General features: G+C 73.3%; 9 protein-coding genes. 3 read left to right on the forward strand and 6 right to left on the reverse strand.

All coding sequences use genetic code 11. From position 1 onward, the window contains the following. Positions 1-160: 160 nt before the first annotated feature. The 5 genes from sucD to ACZ6S6_RS36905 all read right to left on the reverse strand — a co-directional run bounded on the left by sucD (position 161) and on the right by ACZ6S6_RS36905 (position 7,308). Positions 161-1,045, reverse strand: coding sequence for a succinate--CoA ligase subunit alpha (gene sucD, locus ACZ6S6_RS36885; RefSeq protein ID WP_362954121.1), 885 nt, complete (start codon positions 1,043-1,045; stop codon positions 161-163). A gap of 21 nt (positions 1,046-1,066) precedes the next feature. After that, positions 1,067-2,248, reverse strand: a complete 1,182-nt coding sequence (gene sucC / locus ACZ6S6_RS36890; protein WP_362954123.1) for an ADP-forming succinate--CoA ligase subunit beta — start codon at positions 2,246-2,248, stop codon at positions 1,067-1,069. Positions 2,249-2,510: 262 nt separating this feature from the next. Beyond that, positions 2,511-3,668, reverse strand: coding sequence for a vWA domain-containing protein (locus ACZ6S6_RS36895; RefSeq protein ID WP_362954219.1), 1,158 nt, complete (start codon positions 3,666-3,668; stop codon positions 2,511-2,513). Between the two features lie 119 nt (positions 3,669-3,787). Continuing rightward, the gene (locus ACZ6S6_RS36900; protein ID WP_469709384.1) at positions 3,788-6,199 is read right to left on the reverse strand and encodes a DUF5682 family protein; all 2,412 of its coding nucleotides are present in this window, start codon (positions 6,197-6,199) and stop codon (positions 3,788-3,790) included. After that, a complete protein-coding gene (locus tag ACZ6S6_RS36905; RefSeq protein WP_362954126.1) occupies positions 6,196-7,308 on the reverse strand; it encodes an ATP-binding protein in 1,113 nt (370 codons plus the stop codon). The genes ACZ6S6_RS36900 and ACZ6S6_RS36905 overlap by 4 nt, the downstream gene beginning before the upstream one ends. A 116-nt stretch (positions 7,309-7,424) precedes the next feature. Here ACZ6S6_RS36905 and ACZ6S6_RS36910 point away from each other — a divergent pair, with 116 nt between their 5' ends. Beyond that, positions 7,425-8,873: an SWIM zinc finger family protein gene (locus tag ACZ6S6_RS36910; RefSeq protein WP_469709387.1), complete on the forward strand. Its 1,449-nt coding sequence runs from the start codon at positions 7,425-7,427 to the stop codon at positions 8,871-8,873. A 17-nt stretch (positions 8,874-8,890) separates the two neighbouring features. Next, the gene (locus tag ACZ6S6_RS36915) at positions 8,891-10,681 is read left to right on the forward strand and encodes a DUF5691 domain-containing protein (RefSeq protein WP_469709388.1); all 1,791 of its coding nucleotides are present in this window, start codon (positions 8,891-8,893) and stop codon (positions 10,679-10,681) included. A gap of 107 nt (positions 10,682-10,788) precedes the next feature. Here ACZ6S6_RS36915 and ACZ6S6_RS36920 read toward each other — a convergent pair whose 3' ends face one another. Further along, complete coding sequence (locus tag ACZ6S6_RS36920; RefSeq protein WP_362954132.1) at positions 10,789-11,202, reverse strand: cobalamin B12-binding domain-containing protein; 414 nt, start codon at positions 11,200-11,202, stop codon at positions 10,789-10,791. A 405-nt stretch (positions 11,203-11,607) separates the two neighbouring features. Here ACZ6S6_RS36920 and ACZ6S6_RS36925 point away from each other — a divergent pair, with 405 nt between their 5' ends. Then, positions 11,608-12,555, forward strand: a complete 948-nt coding sequence (locus ACZ6S6_RS36925) for an esterase/lipase family protein (RefSeq protein WP_469709390.1) — start codon at positions 11,608-11,610, stop codon at positions 12,553-12,555. Positions 12,556-12,610 lie beyond the last annotated feature (55 nt).

Below are 12,610 nucleotides of genomic sequence, written 5' to 3' on the forward strand. Positions count from 1 at the left end.
GGCCCCGGCGCGCCCGGGCCGGGCGGGTGGGCTGCGCTTGTGGGGCGGCCGGGGGGCCCGGGGGGGCCGGGCGCCCCCCCCCCGCGGGGGGGGGCCCCCCCCCCCGCTTCTCTGCTTACGGTGACGCGAACCTGCGGTGGTGCTCTGACGCGGTGAGGCGTCAGGCGCCGAGGATCTCGCGCGCCAGCTTGGCGGTCTCGGTCGGCGTCTTGCCGACCTTGACGCCGGCGGCCTCAAGGGCCTCCTTCTTCGCCTGCGCGGTGCCGGAGGAGCCGGAGACGATGGCGCCGGCGTGGCCCATGGTCTTGCCCTCGGGGGCGGTGAAGCCCGCGACGTAACCGACGACCGGCTTGGTGACGTTCTTCGCGATGAAGTCGGCCGCACGCTCCTCGGCGTCGCCGCCGATCTCGCCGATCATGACGATGAGGTCGGTCTCGGGGTCGGCCTCGAACGCCGCGAGGGCGTCGATGTGCGTCGTGCCGATGACCGGGTCGCCACCGATGCCGACGGCGGACGAGAAGCCGATGTCACGGAGCTCGTACATCATCTGGTAGGTCAGCGTGCCCGACTTCGACACGAGACCGATGCGGCCGGGCTTGGTGATGTCGCCCGGGATGATGCCGGCGTTGGACTGGCCGGGGGTGATCAGGCCGGGGCAGTTCGGACCGATGATCCGGGTCTTGTTGCCCTTCGCGCCGGCGTACGCCCAGAAGGCGGCCGAGTCGTGAACGGCGATGCCCTCGGTGATCACGACAGCGAGGGGGATCTCGGCGTCGATCGCCTCGATGACGGCGGCCTTCGAGAAGGCCGGCGGCACGAAGAGGACGGACACGTTCGCGCCGGTCTTCTCCATCGCTTCCTTGACGGAACCGAAGACCGGGATCTCGCTGCCGTCGAAGTCGACGGAGGTGCCGGCCTTGCGCGGGTTCACGCCGCCGACGATGTTGGTGCCGTCGGCGAGCATGAGCTTGGTGTGCTTCATGCCCGTCGCGCCGGTCATCCCCTGGACGATGACCTTGCTGTCCTTGGTGAGGAAGATAGCCATGGTGGTCTGAGTCCCTCTTCCTTACTTCGCAGCCGCGGCGAGCTCGGCGGCCTTGTCGGCCGCGCCGTCCATGGTGTCCACGCGCTGAACCAGCGGGTGGTTGGCGTCGGAAAGGATCTTGCGACCCAGCTCCGCGTTGTTGCCGTCGAGGCGCACGACGAGCGGCTTGGTGACCGCCTCGCCCTTGGTCTTGAGCAGCTCAAGCGCCTGGACGATGCCGTTGGCGACCTCGTCACAGGCGGTGATGCCGCCGAAGACGTTGACGAAGACGGACTTGACGTCCGGGTCGCCGAGGATGATCTCAAGGCCGTTCGCCATGACCTCTGCGGAGGCGCCGCCACCGATGTCGAGGAAGTTGGCGGGCTTCACGTTGCCGTGGTTCTCACCGGCGTACGCGACGACGTCCAGGGTCGACATGACCAGACCGGCACCGTTACCGATGATGCCGACCTCGCCGTCGAGCTTGACGTAGTTGAGGTTCTTGGCCTTGGCGGCAGCCTCGAGCGGGTTGGCTGCGTCCTTGTCCTCAAGTGCCTCGTGGCCGGGCTGGCGGAAGTCGGCGTTCTCGTCGAGAGACACCTTTCCGTCCAGGGCCAGGATGCGGCCGTCCTTGGTCTTCACCAGCGGGTTGACCTCGACGAGGAGGGCGTCCTCGGCGACGAAGGTGTCCCACAGGGTCACCAGGGCCTCGGCGACACCCTCGGCCACGTCGGCCGGGAACTTCGCCTGGGCCACGATCTCGCGGGCCTTGGCGATGTCGACCCCGTCGACGGCGTTGACCGGGACCTTCGCGAGGGCCTCGGGGGACTTCTCCGCGACCTCCTCGATGTCCATGCCGCCCTGCACCGAGGCCATGGCCAGGAAGGTGCGGTTGGTGCGGTCGAGGAGGTACGAGACGTAGTACTCCGCCTCGATCTCCGGGGACAGCTCGGCGATCATCACCTTGTGGACCGTGTGGCCCTTGATGTCCATGCCGAGGATGTCGGTCGCGCGAGCGACCGCCTCGTCGGGGTTGGCGGCCAGCTTGACGCCGCCGGCCTTGCCTCGGCCACCGACCTTCACCTGTGCCTTGACGACCGACTTGCCGCCCAGCCGCTCGGTCGCCTCGCGGGCTGCCTCAGGCGTGTCGATCACTTCACCGGCCAGCACCGGTACACCGTGCTTGGCGAAGAGGTCCCTCGCCTGGTACTCGAACAGGTCCACGCGCGTCCGTCCCTTATCAAATGGTCTCGCGGTTGGTTTTCTGCGTGGGCGTGCCGCGAGGGGCAACGTGACTGCTCTGTCACAAGGAAGGCGCACACGGTGACCGAATACGCGGCATGTCCATCTCGCAGGTTATCCCCGCGCCCCGCAGGACCCTAAATCGCAGATGACACCTGGGCGGTGATTACGGTCACAGATCGCCCTGGTGGCCGGGTCGCAGTGGACAAAACGGCGCGGGCACAGCGGCCTGGGCGGCGGCCCGTCACCCGTGGGCCTCCCGGTCCGGCACGGGCAGTGGCCGCTTCTCGATCGCCGCGGCCATCACCTCCGGAAAGAGGTCCGGCGTGCACGCGAAGGCCGGGGCGCCCAGCGCGGAGAGTGCCGTCGCGTGGTCGCGGTCGTAGGCGGGTGCGCCCTCGTCGGAGAGGGCGAGCAGGGTCACGAACTGCACCCCGGACGCCTTCATCGCGGCGACCCGCTTCAGCATCTCGTTGCGGATTCCGCCCTCGTACAGATCGCTGATGAGCACGACGACGGTGTCCGCGGGGCGGGTGATCCTGGACTGGCAGTAGGCGAGCGCCCGGTTGATGTCGGTGCCGCCGCCGAGCTGGGTGCCGAAGAGCACGTCCACCGGGTCGTCGAGCTGGTCGGTGAGGTCGACGACCGCCGTGTCGAAGACGACGAGTCTGGTCCGCAGGGCGCGCATGGAGGCGAGTACGGCGCCGAAGACCGAGGCGTACACCACGGAGGCCGCCATCGAACCGGACTGGTCGATGCAGAGGATGACGTCCTTCTTCACGGACTGCGCCGCGCGCCCGTAGCCGATGAGCCGCTCCGGCACGATCGTGCCGGCCCCGTCCCCGGCCCCGTCCTCGCCGGGGAGGGTCAGATAGTTCTTGAGGTTGGCCCGGATGGTCCGGTTCCAGTCGATGTCGTGGTGACGCGGCCGGCTGACCTTCGCCGAGCGGTCCAGCGCACCCGTGAGCGCCGCGCGGGTGCGGGTGGTGAGCCGGCTCTCCAGCTTCTCGACGACCTTGCGCACGACGGCTCTCGCGGTCTCCTTCGTCGTCTCCGGCATGACCTTGTTGAGCGAGAGCAGGGTGCCGACGAGATGGACGTCCGCCTCGACGGCCTCCAGCATCTCCGGTTCGAGCAGGAGCGCGGAGAGGCCGAGCCGGTCGATGGCGTCGCGCTGCATGACCTGGACGACGGAGCTGGGGAAGTACGTACGGATGTCCCCGAGCCAGCGGGCCACGGAGGGCGCGGAGGCGCCGAGGCCGGCCGAACGGCCGCTGCCACCCCGGCCGCCGGGCTGCCGGCGCCCGCCCTCGTACAGCGCGGTCAGCGCGCCGTCCATCGCGGCGTCGCGTCCGGTGAGGGTGTGGCCCGTGCTCTGCGCGCTGTCCGCGCCCAGCACCATGCGCCAGCGCCGCAGCCGTTCACTGTTGTCGGCGCCGTGCACCCGAGCGGTCTCGTCCGTCCCGGAGGGCTTGTCCGTCACCGTCGCCGTCCCTGTCGGGTTGGCAGCCCTGTCCGTCGTCATCCCGTTGCCCCCAGTGGTTCCTCGGTGTTGTCGTGTCTCTCTGCGGACGCGTCCGCGGATACATCCGCATCGGCATCCGCGTCCGCGTCCAGGCCCAGCAGCAGGCGCAGCACCGGCAGTACCGCGTCCGCCCGCGGCCCGTCGAGTACGGGGCCGAATCCGGGTGCCGTCGCCCCGGCGCCCGGTATCCCGCCCGTGCCCGCGGCCGTTCTCCCGGCGGCCGGGCCGCGCCGGACGAGCTCGCCCAGCGTGCGCCGCACGCCGGACTCGTACGCCGAGAAGGTGCGGCGCAGCAGCGGCAGCACGTCGGTGAAGGTGTCCGGGGGGACCCCGGTCAGCCAGGAGTCGACCAGGGCGAGCAGCCTCTCGTCGTGGACCAGGAGCATTCCGCCGCCGGCCGCCCCGCCGACGAAGCCCTCGATCCACGCGGCGGCGTCGGCGGGCGGCGTGCCGGGCGACAGGGCCAGGCCCATCAGCCGGGCCGCGTCATCCTGTTCGAGGTGGCCGTCGTCGAGCAGCAGCCGGGCGGCGCGGCCCCGGATGACGCCTGCGACCGTGTCCCGGGCGGCGAGCTTGTGCAGCACCGCTCTCCAGCGTTCGCGCAGCCCGTCCGCGGTCTCCGGTACGGCGCCGGCGAGCAGGCCGATCGCCGTGTGGACGCCGTCGACCTGGCGGCGCAGCGCGGCGGCCCCGTCGGCGTCGAGTCCGGTGCAGGCGGGGGGCAGTCCGACGCAGATCCGCTCCGCGAGCCCGGCCGCGACCTCCCCGAGCGCCGCGGTGTCCGTGGACCGGACGTCCCCGTAGCGCAGCGTCCGGGCCAGGGACGGCAGGGCGTCGGCGAGGTGGCCGACGTCCGTGTCGAGGGCGGCGCGGTCGGCGAGCACGCGCATCACGACGGGCAGCGCCTCGGGCAGTTCGGCCAGCAGGCACCGTTCCGCGAGCGCGGTGACCTCGGCGAGGGTGGTCGCCGCCAGGGCGTCCGACTCGGCGCGGGCCGTCGCGGCGGAGAGCACGGTGGTGCCCCATACGCCCGCCTCCGCGACGCGTACGTACAACTCCGGCTCCCAGCGCAGCCGCCAGCTCTCCCGGAAGGTGCCGGTGCTCCCCCTGCTGTGGGCGGGTTCGCCCCAGCCGACGCCGAGGATCCGCAGCCGGTGCAGCAGTCGGCTGCGCGCGGCGTCGGTGTCCTTGCGGAGGTCGAGCTCCATGTCCCGCTCGGATGCCTCCGGTTTGAGCCGCAGGGTGCGCTGCCGGCGGGTGAGGTCGCGCTGGAGCGGCACGGCGGGGGCGGTGTCGGGTACCTCGCCGAGTGTCCCGCCGACGATCAGCCGGTCCCGTACGAGGGCCAGCGGTACGTCGGAGCCCTCGCACATCACGGCCCGGACGGCGTCGGTCACCTCGCTCAGGCCGGCGAGCGGCCGGCCGCGCATGGCGGCGAGGGCCGCGGCGAGCCGGACGGCCTCGATGACATGGGCCGGGGAGACGAACCGGTCCTCGTCGCGCAGGAGTCCGGCGACCTTGGTCATCCACCGTTCGACCGGGCGGTCCGGGGAAGCGAAGAGGTGCGCGTACCAGCCGGGTGAGTCGATCCCGGCCCCGTATCCGCTGTGCCGGGCGAGCCGGTGGTGGGTCCAGGGCACCCAGGTCAGCTCGGCCCTGACCTTGGGCAGTCCCTTGAGGAGTGCCCGGTCGGCGGCGAGGGTGGTCCTCGCTTCGAGCGCGGGCACGTGCCAGGCACCGCAGACGACGGCGAAGTCGTCACCGAACTCCTTGCGCGCCGTGCGCAACCGGATCCGCATGTACGCCTCGCGGACCACGTCCCTGGGGTGGCCGCCGTCCCCGTACACCTCGCGCAACGCGGTCATCGCCTCGCCCAGCGCGGCGAAGGCCGCCAACGGGTCGCCGGGGCCGCCGTCGTGGGCGCGGTGTTCGACGACGTCCTCCCACCAGCGCTCGGGGTCGTCGTAGCCCGCGGTCTCGGCCAGCACCCCGATGGGGTCGACCGGGACGGGCGCGGGGTCCGCCTCCCCGGCCCGTTCCGCCGGGTCCCGGCGCTCCTCTTCCTCCGCCATGGCCAGCGAGTGGGCGGCCGGGAGGTCGATGAAGCGGACCGGGACGCCGTGCGCGAGGGCCCAGCGGATCGCGACCCACTCGGGCGAGAACTCCGCGAGCGGCCAGAACGCGGCCCGTCCGGGATCGCCCACCGCGTGGGCGAGGAGCGCGACGGGTGGCCGCATCTGCTCGTCGGCGGCGAGCGGCAGCAGCGCGTCGCCCTCGGGCGGGCCCTCGATGAGCACCGCCCGCGGACGGGCGGCCTCCAGCGCGGCGCCGACGGCGCGGGCCGAGCCGGGGCCGTGGTGCCGCACCCCCAGCAGCAGCGGCCCGCCGGGGCGCGGGGCGGCGGTCATACGGAGGCCTCACGGCAGGCGCGGTAGAAGTCCTTCCAGCCGTCCCGCTCGCGCACCACGGTCTCCAGATACTCCTGCCAGACCACCCGGTCGGCGGCCGGGTCCCGCACGACCGCGCCGAGGATGCCGGCCGCGACGTCGCCCGCGCGCAGCACCCCGTCGCCGAAGTGGGCGGCGAGTGCGAGGCCGTTGGTGACGACGGAGATGGCCTCGGCCGTGGACAGCGTCCCCGAGGGCGATTTGAGCTTGGTGCGGCCGTCAGTGGTGACCCCGTCGCGCAGTTCGCGGAAGACCGTGACCACGCGGCGGATCTCCGCGAGGCCGTCGGGCGCGGGAGGCAGGTCGAGCGAGCGGCCGACCTGATCGACGCGCCGGGAGACGATGTCGACCTCCGCCTCGGGGGTGGCCGGCAATGGCAGGACCACCGTGTTGAACCGGCGGCGCAGCGCGCTGGACAGCTCGTTGACCCCGCGGTCGCGGTCGTTGGCCGTGGCGATGACGTTGAAGCCGCGGACCGCCTGGACCTCCTGGCCCAGTTCGGGCAGCGGCAGGGTCTTCTCGGACAGGATGGTGATCAGCGAGTCCTGCACATCGGCGGGGATGCGGGTGAGCTCCTCGATCCGCGCGGTCATGCCCTCGGACATGGCGCGCATCAGCGGGCTGGGCACCAGCGCGGCGCGGCTGGGGCCGTGCGCCAGCAGCTCCGCGTAGTTCCACCCGTAGCGGACCGCCTCTTCGGGCGTGCCCGCCGTGCCCTGGACGAGGAGGGTCGAGTCGCCGCTGACGGCGGCCGCGAGATGTTCGGACACCCAGGTCTTGGCGGTGCCGGGCACGCCGAGCAGCAGCAGCGCCCGGTCGGTGGCGAGCGTGGTGACGGCGACCTCCACGAGGCGGCGCGGGCCCACGTACTTGGGTGTGATCACGGTGCCGTCGGGCAGGGCGCCACCGAGCAGGTACGTGGCGACGGCCCATGGCGACAGCCGCCAACGGGCGGGCCGCGGGCGGTCGTCGGCGGCCGCGAGCGCCTTCAGCTCGTCGGCGAAGGCGACCTCGGCGTGCGGGCGCAGCGCCTCGGCGCCCACGGCTGCGGTGGTTTCGGACACGGTCATGGATCCCCCTCCAGATCGGTCGACCCGATGTGGTTCCCACGGTGCACCATGGCACTGACAATCGGCGTCGCCGCAGGTCGGAGCCGTTGTCAGTGCTGCGGCCTACCGTCGTATCCATGCTGCTGACTGACGGGGGAGAACCCTTGAGCGCCGCCGCCGCCGCGGCGGTGCGCTGGACGGTGGAGCAGGTCCTGGCCCTGGCTCCTGACGACGCTTCACGCAAGGCGGGGAACAGGCTCGGTTCGGCCGGGCCGTGGTCGGACACCGGGTGGGACGGGCCGGGTACGGTGTGGGGGCTGTGCAGGGGGAGCGGGAGCAAGCCGTACCGAACGGTGGTCGACACCACCGGCCCCGCGTACAAGTGCAGTTGCCCCAGCCGGAAGTTCCCGTGCAAGCACGCGCTGGGCCTGTTGCTGCTCCGGGCGTCCGCCGAGGAGGCCCTGCCCGCGGCCGATCCGCCGGACTGGGCCGGTGAGTGGCTGGAGGGCCGGCGCCGGCGCGCGGAGGCGGCGGAGGTGAGGGAGCGGCCGGAGGGGGCTGAGGGCACTGCGGCCGGACCCGCCGATCCGGCGGCCGCCCGGCGGCGGGCCGAGCGCCGGGCGGGGCGGATCGGCGGCGGGGTGCAGGAGCTGGAACGGCGCCTGACCGATCTGGTGCGCGGCGGTCTGGCCGCGGCCGAGCAGTCGGGGTACGGGCTGTGGGAGGAGACGGCGGCCCGCATGGTCGATGCCCAGGCGCCCGGTCTCGCGGGCCGGGTCCGGGAGTTGGGCGCGATCCCGGCGTCCGGACCGGGCTGGCCGGTGCGGCTGCTGGAGGAGTGCGCACTGCTGCATCTGCTGGACAGGGGCTGGCTGGGCATCGACCGGCTGCCGCCGGCGCTGGCGGCCACGGTCCGTACCCGGGTCGGGCTGCCGGCCACCGCCGAGGATCTGCCGGTCCGCGACCACTGGCTGGTCCTCGCCCAGTACGACACCCCCGAGGGCAAGATCGTCGCCCGCCGCATCTGGCTGTACGGGAGGGAGTCGGGCCGGACCGCGCTGCTGCTGTCCTTCGGGGCCGCCGGCCGCTCCCCCGGCCAGGCCCTGCCGGTGGGTGTCACGCTGGATGCCGAGCTCACGCCCCATCGGGGCTCGGGACAGCTACGGGCCGAGCCCGGACCGCAGTTCGGGACGCCGGTGCCGACCGGCCCGCCGCCGCCGGGCGTCACGGTCGCCGGGGCGATCGCCGCGTACGGGCGGGCCCTGGGCGACGACCCGTGGCTGGAATCCTGGCCGGTGACGCTGCGCGACGTCATACCCGTGCCGTCCGAGGACGGCTGGCAGCTGGCGGACGCGGAAGGGGACTCGGCCCTGCCCGTCGCCCCGGCCGCGCTGTCCCGGCCCGCCCTGTGGAAGCTCGTCGCGCTCTCCGGCGGCGGTCCGCTCACCGTCTTCGGCGAGTGCGGCCACCGCGGTTTCGATCCGCTCGCGGCCTGGGCACCGGCCGTGCGCGAGGGCGGCGGCGACACGGTGGCGGACGACCCGCACGCCCTGCCGGCCAACGCCGAGACCGTTCCGCTCATCTAACTCCTGGAGGAGGGCCGATGCCCCGTACCACCGCACCCACCACGCCCACCACATCCGCCAAGAGCGCGACGACCACCACGCCCGTCCCCACCGCCGGCACCGCCTCCGCGACCGACGCCCCCGCCGGCCTGCTCACCGCGACGCCGTGGGAAGAGCTCGTCACCTCGGCGCTGCTCGGCACGGACCGCCGCCCCCTCGCGGCGGCATCCGGCACCGGCCCGCAAAACGGACCGGGCGAGGCACCGGGCGAGGCGCCGAGCGGAATGCCGGGCGAGGTTCCGGGCCGGACCGGTCCGGACGGCGCGGCGGCCGCGCTGCTGAACGCCGCCGCCCTGCACACCGTGCGGCGCCGGGCGGGTCTGCTGCCCGCTCCTGCGGCCCCCCGGCCCGATCCCGCGCCCACCGACCCTCGGCCGCCGCTGCCGGGGGCCGCCCGGAGCCGGCTGGAGCGGCTGCTCGCGGACCGGGCCGCACCGAGCGGTTCGGGCGGCAGACGCGGCACGGCTCCCGACCTCACGGAACTGATTCCGCAGTGGCTGGCCACCGCCAATCTGCACGGCTACCGCGCACCGGACCCGGCCCTGCCCGCCCTGCTGGACGCGGCCCGCGCGCGGACCGATCTGCGGCCGCAGGCCCTGGTGTTCGCCGGGCCGCGCGGCCGCTGGCTGGCCGGGCTGAACCCCGAGTGGAAGTTCGCGCTGCGCGGCTCGTCCGGCACCGCACTGTTGCCAGCCCTGACCGACCAGGAAGCGGTCCACCGGCTGTGGGAGGAAGGCCTGTTCGCCGAACGGGTCGCCCTGCTCACGGCGGTACGCGCGCACGAGGCGGGCGCCGCTCTCGCCCTGCTCGCCAGCACCTGGGCCACCGAGCGGGCCGAGGACCGGCTGATGTTCGTCGACTCCCTGCGTACCGGGCTCTCCGGCGCCGACGAGGCCTTCCTGGAGCAGGCCCTCGCCGACCGCAGCCGCAATGTCCGTGCGACGGCCGCCGAGCTGCTCTCGGCACTTCCCGAATCGGCGCTCGCCCGCCGGATGGCGGACCGCGCCCTGTCCTGCGTGAGCCCCGGTCTCACCGGCACCGGGCCGTCCGTGGCCGTGGAGGCCCCGCACGAATGCGATGCGGCGATGCAGCGTGACGGTGTGGTGGCGCTCCCGCCGTCCGGGCGGGGCGAACGGTCGTGGTGGCTCGGCCAGCTGGTGGAGTCGTCCCCGCTCGCGATCTGGCCGGCGCGGTTCGGCGGGCGCGAGGCGCGGGAGATCGTCGCGCTTCCCGTGGCCGACGGCTGGAGCGAGGAACTCCACGCGGCCTGGTGCCGGGCCGCCCTCCGGCAGCGGGACCCGGAGTGGGCGCGGGCGCTGCTCGGCTCCCCCTCGACACCCCCGTCGAACGGCCCCGGTACGGCGTCGCTCGCCGAGCGGTCGAAGCTCCTGATCGTGCTGCCCGCCGCCGAACGGGCCGGCTGGGTGGCCGAGTTCATCGCCGCGCACGGCCTGTCGGAGGCGTTCCAGCTGCTGGGGGTCTGCCCGACCCCCTGGGCGGAGCAGCTCGGCCGCTCCGTCGTCGACGCCCTCGACATCGCCCGGGACGCCGGCAGCTATCCGTGGAGCTTCAGCGGGGTGATGGGCCTCGCCGAACGCTGCCTGAATCCGGCCGAGGCGGACCGCCTGGAGGTCCTCACCACGACTCCCGACGAACCGGCGGACGCCTCCCCCGGCGCGAACGGCTACTGGTCGGAGGCGTTCCAGCGGCTGGTTTCCACCCTGCGGCTCCGCGCGGCGATGGACGCGGAGCTGGCACCGGCCCGGTGATTCCCCGGTGAACCGGCCCGGTGAGACGGACAGTGCGGGATCACGGCTCGGGAGGGGTCACGCCTCGGCGGGGTCAGGCGTCGGGCCGGATCAGGCGTCGGGCCGGGTCAGGCTTCCGCCGGCTGGCGGACGTTCGCGTTGACCCAGGCGACGATCTCGACCGTCGTCGCGCCCGGGGTGAAGATCTCCGCGACTCCCTGCTCCTTGAGCGGTGCGATGTCCGCCTCGGGGATGATGCCGCCGCCGAAGACCTTGATGTCCTCCGCCTCGCGCTCCTTCAACAGGGCGATCACCTTCGCGAAGAGCGTGTTGTGCGCACCGGAGAGGATCGAGAGGCCGATCGCGTCGGCATCCTCCTGGATCGCGGTGCCCACGATCTGCTCGGGCGTCTGGTGGAGCCCGGTGTAGATGACTTCCATACCGGCGTCGCGCAGTGCCCGCGCGATCACCTTGGCCCCGCGGTCATGGCCGTCGAGGCCAGGCTTGGCCACCACCACTCGGATCGGACCGGTCACACCCATCACTGCCTCCACATGCGTCTCCCGTCCCTGAAGAGCCGGGGATGTGAACGAACGTTATCCACAGCATCCCGCAAGCCGCTGTTTCGCGGTGGGCGGGGAGGGGGAAATCACACGTGGGACATGTTCACCGGGCGCCGTTTCCCGCAGCACGCGGCACACCTGCCGTGCGGGACCCGGCCGCCGGGGGAGCCGCACGAGGTCGTCGTACCACCGCGCCGTCAGCCGCACGGCACGGTGGTACGGCTCACCGACCGCCCGCAGGCCGGTCACCGAGGGTGATCCGGAAGGCACGGCGGGCGGCGGGTCCCGGACGGTGAGCTGCCGCCCGGACCTCCGATACGGCGCCCCATGAGGGCATACGGGCAGGAGCCGTCTCTCCCCGGGTGCCGGAGCAGGAGGTCGACCATGAAGGCCCTGCCCTTTCTTCCCCTACTTCTGCGTCAGCCCTGCCCGCGCAACACCTGGCTGTCGTCCGCACTGCTGAGAGCGACCGCACTGGAACTCGTGGTGCTCGCCGGACACGCACTGCTCTACCCCACCGGCATCACCGGCGAGCGGCGCACCCCGCCACGCCCGGCGGACGGTCCGGTCCCCGCACCGTCCGGGACCACCGCCCTGCCCACAGGACCCACCCGGAGCACCAAGAAAGCCGGCAACGGCAAGAACACCGGGAGTGCGGGGAGCACAGGAAGCGCAGGGAACACCGCGCACACAGACCGGCCGCCCGTCGTGCTCCTGCACGGATTCATCGACAACCGCTCCGTCTTCGTCCTGCTGCGCCGCTCCCTCGCCCGGCACGGCTGGCGTCATCTGGAGTCGCTCAACTACTCCCCGCTGACCTGCGACATCCGCACCGCCGCCGAGCTGCTCGGCCGCCACGTCGAGGAGATCTGCGCCCGCACCGGACACCGCGAGGTCGACATCGTCGGGCACAGCCTGGGCGGCCTGATAGCGCGCTACTACGTACAGCGGCTCGGCGGTGACCGGCGGGTCCGCACCCTGGTCACTCTCGGCACACCGCACGCGGGCACCGCTGTCGCCCCACTGGCCAGCGCTCACCCGATCGTGCGCCAGATGCGCAACGGATCGGCCCCCATCGAGGAGCTGCGGCTGCCGGCGCCCGGCTGCCGCACCCGGTTCGTCAGCTTCTGGAGCGAGCTGGACCAGGTGATCGTCCCCGCCGAGGCGGCCTGCATCGACCACCCCGACCTCGACGTGACGAACGTACGCGTCAGCGGCATCGGCCACCTCGCGCTGCCCGTGCACCCGGCCGTGGCCGCCGGGATCCGTCAGGCTCTCGACGACGCACACGAGCCGGCCCGGGAGGCCACCGGCGCCGCGTCAGTGGCCTGAGCCCCCGGATTCCGGAGGACGCACCCCGTCCGGCCGGTCGGGTCAACCGCGGTTT

Source organism: Streptomyces sp. NPDC048671, from assembly GCF_055587045.1.